This is a genomic window from Pseudomonas sp. ICMP 10191 (assembly GCF_001467335.1).
Classification (GTDB): Bacteria; Pseudomonadota; Gammaproteobacteria; order Pseudomonadales; family Pseudomonadaceae; genus Aquipseudomonas; species Aquipseudomonas cerasi.
Genome location: NZ_LKGW01000179.1, coordinates 150755 through 170223, shown reverse-complemented (window position 1 = coordinate 170223; position 19469 = coordinate 150755). Strand labels below are relative to the sequence as shown.

Below are 19469 nucleotides of genomic sequence, written 5' to 3'. Positions count from 1 at the left end.
GTCAGCTCAGCCTGATACCGGGGGTCAGTGTCGCAGGCAGCGTCAGGCTGTCCGCCTCCAGCGAAGCCACCGGATAGGCGCAATAATCGGCCGCGTAATAGGCGCTGGCGCGGTGGTTGCCCGAGGCACCGACCCCGCCGAACGGAGCGCTGCTGGCGGCTCCGGTCAACGGCTTGTTCCAGTTGACGATCCCGGCACGGCTGTGCAGCCAGAACTGCTGATAACGCGCTTCGGAGTCCGAGAGCAAACCTGCGGCCAGGCCATAACGGGTGGCGTTGGCTTCGGCGATGGCGGCGTCAAAACCGGCGTAGCGAATGACCTGCAGCAGCGGGCCGAACAGCTCTTCGTCGGGTCGATCCGGCACCGCGCTGACATCGATAATGCCCGGTGTCAGCAGCGCGGCGCCGGGCTGCGGCTGGCGCATTTCCAACAGGGTCAGCGCGCCGTTGGCGAGCAGCTTGCGCTGCGCGTCGAGCAAGGCACGTGCGGCCTCCAGCGAAATCACCGAGCCCATGAACGGCGCAGGCTGTTGATCGAACGCCCCGGCTTCGATAGTCGCGCTGACGCCAACCAGTCGTGCCAGCAAGGCATCCCCCCAGTCGCCTTCGGGCACCAGCAAACGACGCGCACAGGTGCAGCGCTGGCCGGCGGAAATAAAGGCCGACTGAATGATGGTGTACACCGCTGCATCGATGTCCTGAACCTGATCGACGATCAACGGATTGTTACCGCCCATTTCCAGCGCAAGAATCTTGTCCGGCCGACCGGCGAACTGCTGGTGCAGCGCATTGCCAGTCCGGCTCGACCCGGTGAAGAACAGGCCGTCGATGCCCGGATTGGCCGCCAGCGCGATACCGGTTTCGCGACCGCCCTGCAGCAGGTTCAGGACACCGGCAGGCAGCCCGGCTTCGATCCAGCAGTTGACGGTCAGCTCAGCGACCTTCGGTGTCAGCTCGCTGGGTTTGAACAGCACCACGTTGCCCGCCAGCAAGGCCGGGACGATATGGCCGTTGGGCAGATGCCCCGGAAAGTTGTACGGGCCGAACACAGCGACCACGCCATGCGGCTTGTGGCGCAGTACCGCAGTGGCGTCGCCCAGTGGCCCGCTCTTTTCGCCGGTTCGTTCGCGATAGCTCTGCACCGAGATGGCGATCTTGTTGACCATGCTGGTCACTTCGGTCGCCGACTCCCACAACGGTTTGCCGGTTTCTTCACCGATGCAGTGCGCCAGCGCGTCGGCATGATGCTTGAGACGTGCAGCGAAGGCTTCCAGTACCGCGATGCGCTGATCCAGAGACAGCAGCGCCCAGCCGGGAAATGCCTGACGCGCCGCCTGCACCGCTTGCTCGACCTGCGCGGAGCTCGCGCCACGCCCGGACCACAGCACCTGCTGAGTCACGGGGTTCAGCGACTTGACCAGCTCACCCTGCCCTTCCTGCCAGGCACCTGCGATGTAAAGGCTATTCATCAAACGCCCTCCCGCGCCGCAGACAAGGGCACCGCGCGTACGTTGTCGCCGGCACTCATGCGCAGCCGCCTGGCGGTTTGCGGAGCGACGACCAGCGTGCCAGCGGCAAAACGCGCAGCGCCTACGGTCACGCGGCAGTCTTCACGCTTGCGGTTGTAGATCAGGAACTGTGGAGCATCGTCACCGGGCGTGCCGATGGCCAGCACCAGCGCCTGGCTGTCCTTGATTGCGCGAATCTTACCGGTCTCGCACTCGATAGCCGGGCCGGCATCGAAGATGTCGACATAACCCTGATACGAAAAGCCCTCGCTCTTGAGCATGGTCAGCGCAGGCTCGGTGTCGGCGTGCACCCGCCCAATCACGTTGCGTGCGTCTTCGGAAAGAAAGCAGCTGTACAACGGAAACTTGGGCATCAGTTCGGCGATGAATGCCTTGTTGCCCACGCCGGTCAGGTAATCGGCCTGGCTGAATTCCATCTTGAAGAAGTGCCGCCCCAGGCTTTCCCAGAACGGCGAACGGCCCTGCTCATCGGACATGCCGCGCATTTCGGCAATGATCTTGTTGCCGAACAGCCTGGGGAATTCGGCGATGAACAGCATGCGCGCCTTGGACAGCAGGCGGCCGTTGAGGCCGGTGCGCGAATCGCTGTGCAGGAACAGCGAGCACAGCTCGGAATTGCCGGTCAGGTCGTTGGCCAGGAACAGGGTCGGAATTTCCCGGTAGATGTTCAGCTCCTGTGAAGCACTGACGGTCAGACCAACCCGGTAGTTGTACCAGGGCTCGCGCAGACCGACCGCTCCGGCGATGGCGGAAATGCCCACCACCCGGCCGTCATCATCTTCCAGCACGAACAGGTAATCGGCGTCGCCGCGCTCGGCTTCGCCGCGAAAGGTCTTTTCGGCCCAGCCTACCCGGTGCGCCAGACGCTGCTCATTGGCGGGCAGGGTCGTCAGACCGGCGCCGGTGCTGCGCGCCAGCTCGATCAACGCGGGCAGGTCGCTGCTGCGTACAGGACGAACGATCATGTTATCTCCTCAGCGGCTCATCAAGAGCCTTGAAACTCGCTAATCAGCTATCGAACGTCCGGTTCAGATCGCGACGATCCGCACACTGGCACCTTCACCAACACCCAGGGCATCGGCAGCCTGGAGGCTCAGCACCACTGGCCTGCCGGGCGCCCAGTCCAGCTCCAGGAGCACCGCGCGGTAGTCCTGCAACAGGCCATTGGCGATCAGATACAGACGCCCGCCCTTGCCGACATCGCTGGTTTGCCCGGGCTCGACCTTGACCGGAACCAGACGGCTCTGGGCAATCGAACGGATCCCGGATACCCGCGCGTGCAGCGTCGGTCCACCGTCGAAAATGTCGATGTAGTGATCGGTTTCAAAGCCTTCGCGCATCAGGATGTCGAAGGTGATCTGCGCACGCGGATGCACCTGACCCATGGCCTCCTGCGCCGCGTCAGGCAGCAATGGCACGTAGATCGGGTAATGCGGCATCAGCTCGGCGAGGAAGGTCCGGCTTTTCAGCCCGCACAGGCGTTCGGCAGCGGCGTAATTGATATCGAAGAAGTTGCGCCCGATGGCATCCCAGAATGGTGAGTCGCCCTGCTCATCGCTGTAACCGACGATCTCGGTCACCACCGAATCGGCAAAGCGCTCGGGGTGACTGGCGACAAACAGCAGACGGCCGCGCGAATTGAGCTCCGACCATGCCGTGCCGACCAGCTCCGGGACTACGTAGAAACTGGTCAGCAGACTGTTGCCGGTCAGGTCATGACACTGCGACAGCACGTGAATCTTGTTATGGATCTTCAGCTCACGGGAAGCATGCACGAAGGTTTCGTTGCGGAAACTGTAGAACGGCTCGGAATAGCCCGCCGAGGCCACGATGCCCGAGCAGCCCACCAGCTTGCCGCTTTCGCTGTCTTCGAGCACGAAGAAGTAGGTTTCTTCGCCGTTGAAGCTGACCTCGGCGGCAAACGAAGCCTCCGACGAGCCGATCTTGTCGGTCAGGCGGCCAGCATCGTCGGGCAAGGACGTGACACCGATAGGGCTGTCGGCAGCGAGGCGTTGAACCTCGGCCAGGTCAGCCATTTGCGCAGGGCGCATTACCAGCATGGTGCCACTCCTTGTAGATCGACCAGCCTTTACGACCGGCGCTAGTAAGAGCACCACGCGGCGTCAGGCCGCATGGCGCAGGAAACAGGTTCGGCACCCGCCATCAGGCGGGCACCGCAAGGTTGCAATCGAGTCAGGATGTCAGTTTGGCGATGGCGCGTTCGAAGCGGTTCAGGCCCTCTTCGATGTCTGCGTCTTCAATCACCAGGCTCGGCGCGAAACGAATCACGTCAGGGCCGGCCTGCAGAATCATCAGGTCCTGGGCCTCGGCCGCATTGAAGATGTCCTTGGCCTTGCCTTTCCAGGCATCGGATAACACGCAACCGATCAGCAAGCCCAGACCGCGCACTTCGCTGAACACGCCATACTGCTGGCCGATGCTTTCCAGACGGGTCTTGAACTGTTGATGCTTGCGCTGCACGCCAGCCAGCACTTCAGGCGTATTGACGACATCGATGACCGCTTCACCGACCGCGCAAGCCAGCGGGTTACCGCCATAGGTGGTGCCATGGACGCCGACCGCAAAGTGCTTGGCGAGCTTTTCAGTGGTGAGCATGGCCGCCAGCGGGAAGCCGCCGCCGATGCTCTTGGCGCTGGAAAGGATGTCCGGGGTCACGCCGTAATGCATGTAGGCGAACAGATGGCCGCTACGGCCCATGCCGCTCTGCACTTCATCGAACACCAGCAGCGCGTTGTGCTCGTCACACAGCTTGCGCGCACCTTGCAGGTACTCAAGCTGACCCGGCAGCACACCGCCCTCGCCCTGGATCGGCTCCAACACCACGGCACAGGTCTTGTCGGTAACGGCGGCCTTCAGTGCGTCGAGGTCGTTGTACGGCACATGGCTGATGCCGGTGATCTTCGGCCCGAAACCATCGGAGTACTTCGGCTGCCCACCCACGCTGACAGTGAACAGGGTACGGCCATGAAAACTGTTCAGGGCCGCGATGATTTCGTACTTTTCCGGGCCGTACTGATCATGCGCCACACGACGCGCCAGCTTGAAAGCGGCTTCGTTGGCTTCAGCACCGGAGTTACAGAAGAACACGCGCTCGGCGAACGTCGCATCCACCAGTTTTTTCGCCAGACGCAGGGTCGGCTCGTTGGTGAAGACGTTGGACACATGCCAGAGGTTATTGGCCTGCTCGGTCAAGGCACCGACCAGCGCCGGGTGGCAGTGGCCCAATACGTTGACGGCGATCCCGCCCGAGAAATCCACCAGTTCGCGCCCCGCCTGATCCCAGACCCGGGAGCCCGCACCGCGCACGGGGATGAACCCGGCCGGGGCGTAATTGGGGACCATTACCTGGTCGAAATCGGCGCGTTGCACCGCAGCATGCTCAACGGACATCGGAGTCTCCTGATGAGGAACGCCTGCCTGAAACTGGCGAGCGATGGAAAGATTGTAAGGACTGAATTGTGTTCGGCCTTGCCGCCAGGCGACAACTTGTTACAGCGCAAAACCGGGTTTTTTCAAGGTTTTCGGCAATGCGACAATTTGCGTCACAAAGGCGCAGTTTAAACGGATTGAGGCTGGCCTGTCTGGACCAGAGCTGTCGCGGCAGCACTTCTATCGCGACAAGGCAATCAACCGCGTTCGGCAGGCACAGGGGAAAGTTCGAACGGGCTGCTGCTGCGTCGCTGATTGCGGTCTTCACGCGGCGTGGCACCGAAGAAATTGCGGTAAGCGCTGGAGAAGTGCGGCCCCGAGGAAAAACCGCACGAAAGGCCGATCTGAATGATCGACTTGCTGGTCTGCATCAGCATCTGGCGCGCCTTGTTCAAGCGCAGCTCCAGATAATACTGACTGGGCACACGGTTAAGGTACTGCTTGAAGATCCGTTCCAATTGACGACGAGACACGCACACGTGCTGGGCGATTTCGTCGGTGGTCAACGGCTCTTCGATGTTGGCCTCCATCAACAGTACCGCTTGGGTCAGCTTGGGATGGCTGGAGCCCAGACGGTTCTGCAGCGGAATGCGCTGACGCTCGCCGCCTTCGCGAATGCGCTCGACCACCAGCTCCTCGGAAACCGCCCCCGCCAGTTCGGCCCCATGATCACGGGACAGCACCGCCAGCAGCAGGTCGAGCACCGACATGCCACCACAGGCAGTCAGGCGATCCCGGTCCCAATCGAACAAATGGCTGGTGGCGATGACCTTGGGGAAGCGCTCGGCGAAGTCGTCCTGCCAGCGCCAGTGCACAGCGGCCCGGTAGCCATCCAGCAGGCCCAGTTGCGCAAGCGGATAGACGCCCGCCGACAGCCCGCCAATCGAACAACCGGCACGCACCAGTTGCTTGAGCGCGCTGCCCAGCGCCGGGGCCACACCTGCAGGAGGCTCGTCAGCCAGTAAAAACAGCTTCTGAAAGCCTTCCAGCCGCCCCGCCCAGGGCTCACCCGGCAACTGCCACGCGCCGGCAACCGCCGAAGGCTCCGCGGCCTCGGCCTGCAGGAACGACAGTTCATAGACCACTTCGGGATGAACGCGCTGCGCAACGCGCAAGGCTTCCTCGGCCAGTGCCAGGGTCAGGGCTTTGGTGCCAGGCCAGACGAGGAAACCTATTCGATGGGCAGTCATTGGGACATCCGATACGTATCGCCGCAAAAGCCGAGTCTGGAAAGATAGCTCGGTCTGGAACATCCAGGTCGTGTCGCGCGTCGCGCAGCATGCCCTGTTCTGGCATAAAAAGGCATCGTCATGCGCTGCCGATCGTCACTTCAGGCTGCCGGACAGGAATTGCTGCAAACGCTCGGTCTGCGGATTGGCCAGCACTTCGCGCGGATCGCCACGCTCCAGAACAACGCCCTGATGCAGGAAAACCAGCTGATTGGAGACCTCACGGGCAAAACCCATTTCGTGAGTCACCACCACCATGGTGCGGCCTTCCTGAGCCAGGCCCTGCATGACCTTGAGCACGTCACCGACCAGTTCCGGGTCCAGCGCCGAGGTCGGCTCATCGAACAGCATCACCTCGGGCTCCATCGCCAGTGCGCGGGCAATCGCCACGCGCTGCTGCTCACCGCCGGACATGTGCCCAGGGTAAGCGTCCTTGCGATGGGACACGCCGACTTTGGCCAGATAGTGCTCGGCCTTCTCCAGCGCTTCCTTTTTCGACACACCCAACACATGGACCGGCGCTTCGATGATGTTCTGCAGTGCAGTCATGTGCGACCACAGATTGAAGTGCTGAAACACCATCGACAGACGCGAGCGCATGCGCTGCAACTGTTTGGCGTCGGCAGCCTTCAGGCCGCCGTCCTTGTTCGGCACCAGCTTCAACTCTTCGTTGTTGAGCAGGATCTTGCCGGCATGGGGCTGTTCGAGCAGGTTGATGCAGCGCAGAAAGGTGCTTTTGCCCGAGCCGCTGGAGCCAATGATGCTGATGACATCGCCGGCTTTTGCGGTCAGGGACACGCCCTTGATCACTTCGTGACTGCCATAGCGCTTGTGCAGATCCTGCACTTCCAGTTTGTTCATGCTTTGGGTTTCCACAGAACGGTCAATCACTGAGCAGACGTCCGTGACGCAGCGCCGTGCGCCCCGCCACCTTGGCCAACCAGAAACCGGGTTGAGCGTAACGAAGCCGCTCGATGGCGAACAACACCCCGGCAGTATTCGCACAAATGGTACTGACCTGATCGGACAGTGGGTCGATCACTTCGAACAGCGGATCGCCCACCTCGACCCTGTCGCCTGCAGCGCGCAGGTACGTCACCACGCCAGGGTGCGGCGCATAGAGCAATTCGGTGCCTTCGAACGGCAAGCCCTCGCAGGCTTCGTGCGTCGGCTGCGGCCAGTCGCCGCTGATAAAGCCCTGTTCGGCGAGGAACGCCAGAATACCCTCGGCGTGCGCGAGTGCCTGCGGCTTGCCGGTGTCGGCCTGACCGCCCAGCTCAAGAGTGGTCGCGAGGCAGGCCAGCGGGATTTGCGCCTGCGGGAAAATCCGCGAAAGACGCAGCCACGGCAGCGAGCAGGCCTCATCGAAGGAGCTGCCACCGGAATCTTCGGCAAGCAGCGCCACCTGGATATTCAGATGCGCCGACAGCGAACGCCATTGTGGCCAGTGCTGCGGCAAGGCGTACATGTGCAGCGCGGCATCGGCATCACAGTGCAGATCGAGCACCACATCAGCGACACAGGCATGACTGAGCAGGATGCGTTGCATGCCTTGCAGTTCGCTTTGCGGCGCAGGCAGAGCCTTGAGCGCAGCGCTCATTGCCTGACGAATCAGCCGGGTGTTGGCACGCGGGTCATCGCCCAACTGTCCTTCCAGCAACTCGGCGACCGGTTCGCTCAGCTCGGTGAAGTCACGATTGAAGTTCTTGCCACTGCCGAACTCGAAACGGCCCTGATGCGCGCCTTGCAGCAACTGCCCCAGGCCCAGTGGATTGGCCACCGGCACCAGTTCGACGACACCTTTGAGAAGGCCTTGCTGCTCAAGTTCGGTCAGACGCTTTTTCAGCTCCCAGGCTGTGCGCATGCCGGGCAGTTCGTCGGCATGCAGGCTGGCCTGAATGTACGCCTTGCGCTCACCGGTGCCGAAGCGAAAGACACTCAGCGTGCGTTCGGTGCCGAGGGTACTCCACGGCAATACATGATCGGTTCTTTGCATTTCAGACCTTCCGTGGGGCGAGGTAGCCCAGCCAGCGACGTTCGGCGATCTTGAACAGCCGCACCAGAATGAATGTCAGGCCCAGATAGAAAACGCCTGCGGTGATATAAGCCTCGAAAGGCAGGTAGAACTGCGCATTGACCGTACGCGCCGCGCCGGTGATGTCGATCAGGGTCACGATGGACGCCAGACTGGTAGTCTGCAGCATCATGATGACCTCGTTGCTGTACTGCGGCAGCGCCCGGCGCAAGGCCGAGGGCAGCAGAATGCGCCGGTACATCTTGGCTTTCGACATGCCCATGGCCCGCGCGGCCTCGATTTCACCGGCCGGTGTGGCCTTGAGGCTGCCGGCGATGATCTCCGCCGTGTAGGCGCTGGTATTGATGGTGAACGCCAGGCAGGCACAAAAGGTAGCGCTGGACAGCCAGGGCCACAAAAAGCTTTCGCGCACCGCGTCGAACTGGGCCAGCCCGTAGTAGATCAGGAACAGTTGCACCAGCATCGGCGTGCCGCGAATCACGTAGGTGTACAGCCAGGCAGGCATGTTCACCCAGGGGTTTTTCGAGACCCGCATCAGGCCCAGCGGCAATGCCGCCAGCAGCCCGAACGCGAGCGAAATCGCCAACAGCTTGAGGGTGGTCAGCAGGCCGCCGAAGTACAGCGGCAGACTGTCCCAGATCACGTTGTAGTCAAAGATCATAGGTCAGCCGCCCTCACGCCTACCGAGTAGCGTTTTTCGAGGTAACGCAAGGCGAGCAGCGACACACTGGTGATCACCAGGTACATCGCCGCAACCGCCAGAAAGAAGGTGAAAGGCTCGCGGGTGGCATCGGCCGCCTGTTTGGCCTTGAACATCATGTCCTGCAGACCGACCACGGAAATCAGCGCGGTGGCCTTGGTCAGCACCAGCCAGTTGTTGGTGAAGCCGGGAATCGCCAGACGAATCATCTGCGGCACCAGAATGCGGAAGAACACCTTGCCACTGCTCAGGCCATACGCCATGCCTGCCTCGGCCTGCCCCTTGGGGATGGCCATGAATGCGCCGCGAAAGGTTTCCGAGAGATACGCGCCGAAGATGAAGCCCAGCGTGCAGATGCCGGCCATCAACGGATCAAGGTCGATGTAGTCGTCAAACCCCAGCAAGGGGGCAACGCGGTTGAGCAGGTCCTGGCCGCCGTAGAAGATCAGCAGAATCAGGACCAGATCGGGAATGCCACGAATCACCGTGCTGTACAGATCGCCCAGCCAGGCAATCCAGCGTACCGGAGACAGCCTCAGCGCCACGCCGATCAGACCTAGAACGATCGCCAGAGCCATCGACGACAGGGCCAGCTGCAACGTCAGCCAGGCACCTTCGAGGATGACAGCTCCGTAACCTTTCAACATGATGTGCGGTCCTCAAGCGTGGAATAAAAATGGCGCAATCCAGGCAATTCTGTTTGCGCCATTGGTCAGGGTAAGGACGACGACTTATTTGCCGTAGATGTCGAAATCGAAATACTTGTCCTGAATGGCCTTGTACTTGCCGTTGGCACGAATCGCGGCGATGGCGGCGTTGAGACGGTCAAGGTTGGCCTTGTCGCCCTTGCGCACGGCAATGCCGATGCCGTCACCGAAGTATTTCGGATCGACGAACGACGGGCCTACAAACGCATAGCCTTTGCCAGCGTCGGTTTTCAGGAAGCCATCCTGCAACAGCGTGGCGTCGGCGACAGTACCGTCGAGGCGGCCTGCACCGATGTCCAGGTAGATTTCGTTCTGCGAACCGTACGGCGTCACTTCGACACCTTTGGGAGCGAGCACTTCGCGGGCGAACCGCTCGTGGATCGAGCCACGCTGCACGCCGATCTTCTTGCCCTTGAGTTCTGCCAGGCTGTCGCTGACCGTAGTGCCGTCCTTCATGACCAGACGCGCCGGGGAATTGTAATACTTGCCGGTGAAGTCCACGGACTTCTTGCGGTCGTCAGTGATGGACATCGACGACAGGATCGCATCGATCTTGCGCACTTTCAGCGCCGGAATAAGGCCGTCGAACTCCTGCTCGACCCAGGTGCACTTGACCTTCATTTCTTCACACAGCGCATTGCCGATGTCGTAGTCAAAGCCGACGATGCTGCCGTCCGGGGCCTTGGACGCGAACGGAGGGTAAGCCGCTTCGATACCGATTTTCAGTGGTTTTTCATCAGCAAAGATCGGCTGGGCGAGCACGGACAACGCCATCGCGCCAATAAGCATGAGCTTTTTCATTTCCAGGGACTCCATCGGTAAAGCACGACAAGTGGCAAAGTGAGCAAGCGCCCAATGTGCGAGAGGACAACCTCGGGGAAAAGCGACGCCGGGTACGTGACACCGCGCAGGCGGCTCACAGCCCTTCGGCGAATGAGGGGCATTTTAACGACAGGCTCGAAGTCGATATTTCTTCAATGCGACAACTAGTTACAGAAGCGCATGAAAACCCACTACACGGTATTGACGGGGCCTGTATCTGCTGATCCAGCAACACAGACTCAACCTGTCATAACAGCAAAAAGCGCGCCCATTATTGGCAAACCCTTTTAATCCGGCAAGCCCAGCGTGTCACATGGCGGTTTAAAAGCCCTGCGGTGTCGCACCTTCCTACACAGAAATCTCGGACGTGTCCTACAACGAAGCAGCGTTCGACAACACCGTGTAGACCGGTAACAACCCGATATATATCCCGTTTTCCAAGTCAGACACTTGAAACAAAGGCGCCCCGTTCGGCTCTCACCGAACGGAGCGCTTCAGTCACAGGATCGCTCAGGCAGCATTCATGGTCTTGTGCGTGTCGATCAGATGCTGCACCACGCCCGGGTCAGCCAGGGTGGAGATGTCACCCAGCGCATCGTACTCGGCAGTCGCAATCTTGCGCAGGATACGGCGCATGATTTTGCCCGAACGGGTCTTCGGCAGGCCGGGCGCCCACTGAATGAAGTCAGGCGAGGCAATCGGGCCGATCTCCTTGCGCACCCAGTTGCGCAATTCGGTACGCAACGCGTCGCTTGGTTCTTCACCGCCGTTGAGGGTGACGTAGACGTAGATGCCCTGCCCCTTCAGGTCATGCGGCACACCGACCACGGCCGCCTCGGCGACTTTCGGGTGCGCAACCATCGCGCTTTCGATTTCCGCGGTACCCATGCGGTGCCCGGAAACGTTGAGCACGTCATCCACACGCCCGGTGATCCAGAAATAACCGTCCTCGTCACGACGGGCACCGTCACCGGTGAAGTACATGCCGCGGAAGGTCTTGAAGTACGTATCGACGAAACGGTCGTGATCGCCGTACAGCGAGCGCGACTGGCCCGGCCACGAATCGAGGATTACCAGATTACCCTCGGCAGCACCCTCGATGAGGTTGCCCAGGTTGTCCACCAGCGCCGGGATCACGCCAAAGAACGGACGTGTCGCCGAGCCCGGCTTCAGGGCGGTCGCGCCTGGCAACGGGCTGATCAGGATGCCGCCGGTTTCGGTCTGCCACCAGGTATCGACAATCGGGCAGTTCTGCTTGCCGACCGTGTTGTAGTACCAGGCCCAGGCTTCCGGGTTGATCGGCTCGCCCACCGAACCCAGCAGGCGCAGGCTGGAACCGTCGGCGCCTTCAACGGACTTGGTGCCTTCAGCCATCATGGCGCGGATCGCGGTCGGCGCGGTGTAGAGAATATTGACCTTGTGCTTGTCGATGATTTTCGACACACGGGTGATGTCCGGATAGTTTGGCACGCCTTCGAACAGCAGCGTGGTCGCACCATTGGCCAGAGGGCCGTAGACAATATAACTGTGCCCGGTCACCCAGCCGACGTCAGCGGTGCACCAGTAGATTTCGCCAGGCTTGTAGTCGAACACGCGCTCGTGGGTCAGCGCCGCATACAGCAGATAACCTGCGGTGGTGTGCAACACGCCCTTGGGTTTGCCGGTCGAGCCCGAGGTGTAGAGAATGAACAGCGACTCTTCGGCGCCCATCTCTTTCGGCGCGCAGGTGCTGGACGCCACTTCCAGAAGCGAGTGGTACCAGATATCACGGTGACGGTTCCATTCGATCTCGCCCCCGGTGCGCTTGCAGACGATAACCTTCTGCACGCTGCTGGTTTCCGGGTTGGTCAGGGCGCGGTCGACGTTGGCCTTGAGCGCAGTCTTCTTGCCGCCACGCAGACCTTCGTCGGCGGTGATAACCACTTTGGAACTGCAATCGATGATCCGGCCAGCCAGCGCTTCGGGCGAGAAACCGCCGAACACCACCGAGTGAATCGCACCGATCCGGGCGCACGCCAGCATGGCGACCACAGCCTCGGGGATCATCGGCATGTAGATCGTCACGACGTCGCCACGGTGCACGTCCTGGCCACGCAGCGCGTTGGCGAACTTGCACACTTCGGCGTGCAGTTCGCGGTAGGTGATTTCCCGGTGCTCGGAAGGGTCGTCGCCCTCCCAGATGATGGCGATGCTGTCGCCGCGCTCTTCCAGATGGCGATCCAGACAGTTATAGGCGACGTTCAGCGTGCCATCGGCGAACCATTTGATATCGACACGGTGATCATCGAACGAGGTCTGCTTGACCACGGTGAAAGGTTTGATCCAGTCGAGGCGCTGAGCCTGTTCACGCCAGAAACCATCAGGGTTGACCACCGACTGCTGGTACATGGCCTTGTAGGTCGCTTCATCCGTCAGCGTAGTCGCTGCGACTTCTGGGCGGACGGGGTACAGGGAAGCTGCACTCATCTTGGTTACCTCGGTGGATAGTTGTTGTTTTATGCCCCTGTTGTATCCCGCCTCATCCGCAGGGGCCATTCGACGTTGGTCTTACCGGCGGGACCGGGGCCATGACGACAAGCCGCACGCGTGAAGCAGTACGTCAGATTATTACCATTTTGATAAAAGCGCTTATCCAAAGTCTTTATATATGCGCTGTTGCAACAGGCATAGAATTCGATCCGCCAACAAGGCAAACATCAACTGCCCCCACGCAGTGTTGTTCCAACTCGAAAAACGCATCAGACCGCCTGAGCCCATGACGTCAAAAACGTGATGCGACGGCGCTCACTTTCAAAAAGGTAAACGACAATGAAAGCTTTATTAATGGCCCTGGCCCTGTGCGGCATCAGCAGTTTCGCCATGGCCGAAGAATCTCAGACCAAAGTGGCGGCGCAACAGGCGCGTGTCGAGCAATATACCTACGGCACGCATCTGGATATCGCCCGGGTTATCTCCATCAGCCAGGTCCCCAATGTCTGCGAAGTGGTCCCGGCACGCATGGTGTATGAGGACTCGCAAGGCGCACGCCACATTATGAGCTATCAGGTGATGGGCAACGGCTGCAGCAACGGTTGAGGCTTTTCGCTGTCACAGCCTGTGCACGACGCCTCGCCGCTCTATAAGGTGCGAGGCGCATGCACGACGTTAAGTTGCAGAGTCATCAATCAGCGAGTTATTTATCGACTGAATGCGGATCTGATTCGCGCCCCACTTCATAGTCGCGCAACTTGTTGGCAATCGTTGTATGAGACACCCCCAGGCGTTTGCCTAATTGGCGACTGCTGGGATATTGCGCATACAGTTGTTCCAGCACCGACTTTTCAAAGCGCCCGATAATTGCGCCCAGCCCGCCCTCCAGCGACACCTCACTCAATCCCTGTCGCACGCCGTAATCCGGCAAACGAATGTGTTCGGCCTGCACCTTGCCGCCGTCACACAGCGATACAGCCTGAAACAATACGTTTTCCAGTTGCCGCACATTGCCGGGCCAGTGGTACTGACTCAGACGCTTGATGGCCGCAGGTGATATGCCGGGCAGCGAACAGCCGATCTGCCGGCTGGCCTGATCGAGAAAATGCTCCACCAGAGGCTCAAGACCGTCCAGACAGTCGCGCAGCGGCGGTATATGCAGCGACAGCACGTTAAGGCGATGATAAAGGTCCTGCCTGAACATGCCCTTGGCGCACAGCTCCGACAGATCGACCTGGGTCGAACACATCACCCGCACATCGAGAAACATGTCCTCGTCACTGCCGACCCGGCGAAAGCTTCCGTCCTGAATGAAGCGCAGCAGCTTGGCCTGCATGCGCGCGCTCAGCTCACCCACGCCATCAAGAAACAGCGTGCCGCCCGCGGTCAGTTCCAACAGCCCCAGCCGCCCTTCCGCTCGCGCGCCTTCGAACGCGCCGGGGTCATAGCCGAACAGCTCGATCTCGGCCATGGACTCCGACAACCCGGCGCAGTTGAGCGCCATCAGCGGTGACTGGCCGCGCGGGCTGGCCAGGTGACAGGCGCGGGCCAGCAATTCCTTGCCGGTACCGGTTTCCCCCTCGATCAGCAGCGGCGCATCCAGGGGCGCCATGCGCCGCGCCTCGCGAACCACAGCAGCCATGACCTTCGAGCTTTGAAAAATGCTGTCGAAGCCACGCAGCTCTTGCTTGCGCACATGGTAAATGCGCTCACCGACCCGATCAGCGCGGTGCAGTGTCAGCACGGCCCCGGCCATCGCCTCGCTGTCGTCATGTTCCGATTGCAGAGGCGCGATGTCGGCAAGAAACACATCGCCGCATACCTTGACCCGCAGGCCATTGATCCGCGACTGGCTGGCGCGCACCAGCTCAGGCAGGTCGAAATCTTCGGCGTAACGCGACAAGGGCATGCCCGGCACTTCATCGACCCGCACACCCAGCAACTGCGCGGCGGCACGATTGGCCGCAACGATGGCCCCGCCCATGTCGATGGACAACACCGGGAATTCCAGCGCGCCGAGCAAGGCATTGAGCTCCATGTGCCGGCGCTCGCTGGGCATCAGCCCGACACGCTTGACGCCGAACACCCCGGTGATCGCCTCGAACTTCGGGCGCAGGGCCTGGAACTGCAGGTTGATCAGGTTCGGGCAATGCAGATAGATCGCATCACCGTGCTCGCCCCCCACTTCACCGCGTGCCACGTTGACACCGTAAGCCACCAGCAGATCGAGAATGTCGCGAAGAATGCCGATGCGGTTCTGGCAGTGCACCTTGATGCGCATGAGTCATCGCCCCTGTGAGGGTAGTTTTTTGTGAGGCAGCAAAATTAATGTCAACAATACGTTACGCATTCACACTTCGCGAGCGACAGAATGGCTGATTTCAGGCCCCGCCTATCGTAATCGTAAACTTTTCGTTACGGACCAGTGATCAAATCCTCGCGCCACCCCGCTCACAGCCGCTGACGTGCCTCCGAAACCGGGTTATTCCTGACCACAGGCTTTGACAAGAACACTTTAAAAACAGCAGCCTTTCGAGGACATCAGCATGGCCCAGACGCTTTACGTGGCACGCGAGCCGGACGCTTCGGGTTTCATCGATTACACGGCGGACGAACATGCGGTATGGAACACCCTGATCACCCGGCAGATGACCATCATCGAAGGGCGCGCCTGTCAGGAGTATCTGGACGGCATCGAACAACTGGGCCTGCCGCTCGATCGCATCCCTCAGCTAGGCGAAATCAACAAGGTTCTGGGCGCGACCACTGGCTGGCAGGTCGAGCGAGTTCCCGCGCTGATCCCCTTCCAGACGTTCTTTGAGCTGCTGGCCAGCAAGCGTTTTCCGGTGGCAACGTTCATTCGTACCGCAGAAGAACTGGACTACCTGCAGGAACCGGACATCTTTCATGAAATATTTGGCCACTGCCCGCTGCTGACCAATCCATGGTTTGCCGAATTCACCCACACCTACGGCAAACTCGGCCTGAGCGCGAGCAAGGAACAACGCGTGTACCTGGCCCGGCTGTACTGGATGACCATCGAGTTCGGCCTGGTCGACACACCACAAGGACGGAAAATCTACGGCGGCGGTATTCTTTCTTCGCCAAAGGAGGCGGTTTACAGCTTGTCGTCAGCCCCCGAACACCAGCCTTTCGATCCGCTTGAAGCGATGCGCACACCGTATCGCATCGACATTCTGCAACCGCTGTACTTTGTCCTGCCGGATTTGAAGCGTCTGTTCGATCTGGCGCAGCAAGACATCATGGCGCTGGTCGGGCAAGGCATGCAGTTGGGCTTGCACGCTCCCAAATTTCCACCTAAAACCAAAAGCCACGCCGCCTGACCCTCGGCCCGCTATCCGAAAAGGACCCTCTGCTTATGACCACCTTGAATCAAGCTCACTGTGAAGCCTGCCGTGCCGACGCGCCGCAGGTCAGCGAAGCCGAATTGCCGGAACTGCTCAAGCAGATCCCGGACTGGAACATCGAGGTCCGCGACGCGGTGATGCAGCTGGAAAAAGTGTTTCTGTTCAAGAACTTCAAATGGGCGCTGGCGTTCACCAACGCAGTGGGCGAAATTGCCGAAGCGGAAGGCCATCACCCGGGCCTGTTGACCGAGTGGGGCAAAGTGACCGTGACCTGGTGGAGCCACTCGATCAAGGGCCTGCACCGCAACGATTTCATCATGGCCGCGCGCACTGACGAAGTGGCCAAGGATGCAGAAGGCCGAAAATAAAATGTTCAACGGGCCGCGGCCCCTGCTCACACGGTCTGGCCCAATGAAATCAAGCTCGTCAGCGCCTCGCGAGATAAAAAGCCGGACAGTAAAAAAGCCATTTTGTTTCACGATCAGGGCAATCGGGGTAAAAAAATATCCTGATTGTCATTTTCGGTGGGTTATCCTGCGCAGGCTTTTTAAAGCACGGTTCTATCTGCAACCCCTTGCGAGGAGCGACGACGATGCATGAAATCCCTAACTTCCCACCAGGCCAACAGGAACCACAACAGTCGACTCTGGCTCAGCAAGAGCTTGGTCAACCTGTCGCAATGAAAGCAGCACCCTCGGCTCAAGACAGCCAGAAAGCCGGACGCAAAGACTGAAGGCGATTGTTTTCAGGCGTATCGAAAAACGGTTTTGCCGGTTTTCAATACGCCTGGAAAACCAGCAACAGGCAAACAGCAGATTTTTATGAGCGACTTCACTGAAACGCAAGCCAGCGCCCTGATTGGCACCGCCGAGAAAATGATCGAGATCTGGTCACGCCTCAGCCCGGAAAAACAGAGCGCCCTGCTCGCCCGCTTCGGTACTCAGGAAAACGCCCTGGCCGCCCTCGTGACCACACACCTTGTGGCACCCAGGCACGAATAACCTTCCATTCACGTTTATTTCAATCTGTTGCACCTGCATCACCCGATGCATCGGTATGATGAGCACTTCGAGAGCTTGCTAAGGGTTTTTCCCTGCCCGCTCGAACGCCATGCCCGCACAGAATGAAAGCCCGCCCCATGTCCGAGACACCGAAAAACACACCGCAAACCCCGATGGCCGTTACCCTGACCGTCGTTTCCATTGTGATGTTCACCTTCATCGGCTACCTGAACATCGGCATTCCCCTCGCCGTTCTGCCCGGCTACGTCCACAGTGATCTGGGCTTCGGTGCAGTCATCGCAGGACTGGTCATCAGCGTGCAATACCTGGCCACGCTGATCAGTCGGCCCTGGGCAAGTCGCATCATCGACAATCTGGGCAGCAAGAAGGCCGTGCAGATCGGGCTGACCGGCTGCGGGCTGAGCGGTGTGTTCATGCTGGTGCCGGTATGGCTGGACAGTTGGCCGATGGCGAGCCTGGTGATTCTGCTGATTGGCCGGGTGATCCTCGGTGCCGCGGAAAGCCTGGTCGGTTCGGGTTCGATTGGCTGGGGCATAGGCCGGGTCGGCGCGCAGAACACCGCCAAGGTCATTTCCTGGAATGGTATCGCCAGCTACGGCGCGCTGGCCATTGGTGCGCCATTAGGTGTGTGGATGGTTGACGAACTCGGCCTGTGGACAGTGGGCGTGAGCATCATGCTGCTGTGCGCGCTGGGGCTTTACCTGACATGGCACAAAGAGCCCGCGCCGATTGTGCAGGGTGAGCGACTGCCGTTCATGCATGTGCTGGGGCGAGTGTTTCCGCATGGCATGGGCCTCGCGCTGGGCGGTATCGGTTTCGGCACTATCGCGACGTTCATCACCCTGTATTACGCCAGCAACCACTGGCCGAATGCCGCGCTGTGCCTGACGCTGTTTGGCGGCAGCTTCATCGCCGCGCGCCTGCTGTTCGGCAACCTGATCAATCGCCTGGGCGGCTTTCGAGTGGCGATTGTCTGTCTGTCGGTGGAAAGCCTGGGCCTGTTGCTGCTGTGGCTGGCACCCACTCCAAACCTGGCACTGGCTGGCGCGGCGCTGACCGGTTTCGGGTTCTCGCTGGTGTTCCCGGCGCTGGGTGTGGAAGCGGTCAATCTGGTCCCGGCGTCAAGCCGAGGCGCAGCAGTAGGCGCTTATTCGCTGTTCATAGACCTGTCATTGGGCATCACCGGGCCACTGGCAGGCGCGATTGCTGCCGGCTTCGGCTTCGTCTCGATCTTCCTGTTCGCGGCACTGGCGTCACTTACCGGGCTGGCGTTGAGCGTTTATCTGTACAAGCAGGCGCAGGCGTTGCGCCAGCGATGATCGGTGCTCATAGATATACAGGTCCTGAATAGCCCGGAAAGCGGAATTTTCAGGATTCTGCCCGCAGGGCGTGGGAGCGAACTTGTTCGCGAAGGCATTGTTTTGAACGTCAAATCTTCTGCGACGGCACGGGCCCTTTCGCGAACAAGTCCGCTCCTACGTTCGAGCGTGGGCGCCGGTTCGCTCCTACGTTCTAACGTGGGCGGGAGGGCTCTTGTGGGAGCGAACTTGTTCGCGAAGGCGTTGTTTTGAACGCTAAATTTTCTGCGACGGTACGGGCCCTTTCGCGAACAAGTCCGCACGGCCTGCGGCCAGAATCAAGAGCGGACTTATTTATAGCGATAAGCGCTCCAGCGTGGCACGAGACTGAAAAACACTTCAGAAATCCACTTTCCCGCGTCCAGCCTTGATCGAGCCGCGTTTGCTCTTGGACTCCAGGCGTCGGGTCTTGGAGCCGAGAGTCGGGCGGGTCGGGCGGCGCTTCTTTTCGACCTTGGCCGCGTTGACGATCAGCTCACTCAGGCGCAGCAACGCATCGGCACGGTTCTGCTCCTGGGTTCGATACTGCTGGGCCTTGAGCACGATCACGCCGTCGCTGGTAATCCGGCTGTCACTCAACGCCAGCAGCCGTTCCTTGTAGAACGGCGGCAGCGACGAGGCATTGATATCGAAACGCAAATGCACGGCGCTGGAGACCTTGTTGACGTTCTGCCCTCCTGCGCCCTGAGCACGGATAGCAGTCAATTCGATCTCGGCGTCGGGCAGATGGACGTTGTTGGAAATCACCAGCATCGGGTTATCTTCTTCTCGGCAACGGGCA

18 protein-coding genes are annotated in these 19469 nt (G+C 60.3%); 5 read left to right on the top strand and 13 right to left on the bottom strand.

Going from position 1 to position 19469, the window contains the following annotated elements; translation table 11 throughout:
* Position 1: 1 nt before the first annotated feature.
* The 11 genes from astD to acs form a co-directional block, all read right to left on the bottom strand.
* The gene (gene astD / locus AO388_RS26310; RefSeq protein ID WP_161937184.1) at positions 2 to 1471 is read right to left on the bottom strand and encodes a succinylglutamate-semialdehyde dehydrogenase; all 1470 of its coding nucleotides are present in this window, start codon (positions 1469 to 1471) and stop codon (positions 2 to 4) included.
* Positions 1468 to 2493, bottom strand: a complete 1026-nt coding sequence (astA, locus tag AO388_RS26305) for an arginine N-succinyltransferase (protein ID WP_044309931.1) — start codon at positions 2491 to 2493, stop codon at positions 1468 to 1470. The genes astD and astA overlap by 4 nt, the downstream gene beginning before the upstream one ends.
* Positions 2494 to 2556: 63 nt before the next feature.
* Entirely contained in the window at positions 2557 to 3588 is a 1032-nt protein-coding gene (aruF, locus tag AO388_RS26300; protein WP_058417439.1) for an arginine/ornithine succinyltransferase subunit alpha, read from the bottom strand.
* A gap of 133 nt (positions 3589 to 3721) precedes the next feature.
* Positions 3722 to 4939: an aspartate aminotransferase family protein gene (locus AO388_RS26295; RefSeq protein WP_004416903.1), complete on the bottom strand. Its 1218-nt coding sequence runs from the start codon at positions 4937 to 4939 to the stop codon at positions 3722 to 3724.
* 236 nt (positions 4940 to 5175) lie between these two features.
* Positions 5176 to 6168, bottom strand: a complete 993-nt coding sequence (gene argR / locus AO388_RS26290) for a transcriptional regulator ArgR (RefSeq protein WP_003434564.1) — start codon at positions 6166 to 6168, stop codon at positions 5176 to 5178.
* Positions 6169 to 6303: 135 nt separating this feature from the next.
* Entirely contained in the window at positions 6304 to 7068 is a 765-nt protein-coding gene (locus AO388_RS26285; protein ID WP_003434561.1) for an ABC transporter ATP-binding protein, read from the bottom strand.
* A gap of 22 nt (positions 7069 to 7090) precedes the next feature.
* On the bottom strand, positions 7091 to 8203 hold the full coding sequence (locus AO388_RS26280; RefSeq protein WP_024663514.1) for a succinylglutamate desuccinylase/aspartoacylase family protein: 1113 nt from the start codon (positions 8201 to 8203) through the stop codon (positions 7091 to 7093).
* 1 nt (position 8204) lies between these two features.
* The gene (locus AO388_RS26275; RefSeq protein WP_003314733.1) at positions 8205 to 8903 is read right to left on the bottom strand and encodes an ABC transporter permease; all 699 of its coding nucleotides are present in this window, start codon (positions 8901 to 8903) and stop codon (positions 8205 to 8207) included.
* On the bottom strand, positions 8900 to 9589 hold the full coding sequence (locus AO388_RS26270; protein WP_003369874.1) for an ABC transporter permease: 690 nt from the start codon (positions 9587 to 9589) through the stop codon (positions 8900 to 8902). The genes AO388_RS26275 and AO388_RS26270 overlap by 4 nt, the downstream gene beginning before the upstream one ends.
* Before the next feature lie 84 nt (positions 9590 to 9673).
* The gene (locus AO388_RS26265) at positions 9674 to 10450 is read right to left on the bottom strand and encodes an ABC transporter substrate-binding protein (RefSeq protein ID WP_003434548.1); all 777 of its coding nucleotides are present in this window, start codon (positions 10448 to 10450) and stop codon (positions 9674 to 9676) included.
* Positions 10451 to 10981: 531 nt separating this feature from the next.
* The gene (gene acs, locus AO388_RS26260) at positions 10982 to 12937 is read right to left on the bottom strand and encodes an acetate--CoA ligase (RefSeq protein WP_003434545.1); all 1956 of its coding nucleotides are present in this window, start codon (positions 12935 to 12937) and stop codon (positions 10982 to 10984) included.
* A 342-nt stretch (positions 12938 to 13279) separates the two neighbouring features.
* Here acs and AO388_RS26255 point away from each other — a divergent pair, with 342 nt between their 5' ends.
* Positions 13280 to 13546 carry a DUF2790 domain-containing protein gene (locus AO388_RS26255; protein WP_058397100.1) on the top strand — a complete coding sequence of 89 codons (267 nt, stop codon included), beginning with the start codon at positions 13280 to 13282 and terminating at the stop codon, positions 13544 to 13546.
* 97 nt (positions 13547 to 13643) lie between these two features.
* Here AO388_RS26255 and AO388_RS26250 read toward each other — a convergent pair whose 3' ends face one another.
* Positions 13644 to 15221, bottom strand: coding sequence for a sigma-54-dependent transcriptional regulator (locus tag AO388_RS26250; RefSeq protein ID WP_058397101.1), 1578 nt, complete (start codon positions 15219 to 15221; stop codon positions 13644 to 13646).
* Between the two features lie 265 nt (positions 15222 to 15486).
* Here AO388_RS26250 and phhA point away from each other — a divergent pair, with 265 nt between their 5' ends.
* The 4 genes from phhA to AO388_RS26230 all read left to right on the top strand — a co-directional run bounded on the left by phhA (position 15487) and on the right by AO388_RS26230 (position 18649).
* On the top strand, positions 15487 to 16284 hold the full coding sequence (gene phhA, locus AO388_RS26245; protein ID WP_003369866.1) for a phenylalanine 4-monooxygenase: 798 nt from the start codon (positions 15487 to 15489) through the stop codon (positions 16282 to 16284).
* A gap of 35 nt (positions 16285 to 16319) precedes the next feature.
* Entirely contained in the window at positions 16320 to 16676 is a 357-nt protein-coding gene (locus tag AO388_RS26240) for a 4a-hydroxytetrahydrobiopterin dehydratase (protein WP_003369864.1), read from the top strand.
* A gap of 453 nt (positions 16677 to 17129) precedes the next feature.
* On the top strand, positions 17130 to 17309 hold the full coding sequence (locus tag AO388_RS26235) for a hypothetical protein (protein ID WP_003369861.1): 180 nt from the start codon (positions 17130 to 17132) through the stop codon (positions 17307 to 17309).
* 137 nt (positions 17310 to 17446) lie between these two features.
* Positions 17447 to 18649, top strand: a complete 1203-nt coding sequence (locus AO388_RS26230; RefSeq protein ID WP_003434534.1) for an MFS transporter — start codon at positions 17447 to 17449, stop codon at positions 18647 to 18649.
* A gap of 378 nt (positions 18650 to 19027) precedes the next feature.
* Here AO388_RS26230 and arfB read toward each other — a convergent pair whose 3' ends face one another.
* Positions 19028 to 19441: an alternative ribosome rescue aminoacyl-tRNA hydrolase ArfB gene (gene arfB / locus AO388_RS26225; protein ID WP_003314723.1), complete on the bottom strand. Its 414-nt coding sequence runs from the start codon at positions 19439 to 19441 to the stop codon at positions 19028 to 19030.
* Positions 19442 to 19469 lie beyond the last annotated feature (28 nt).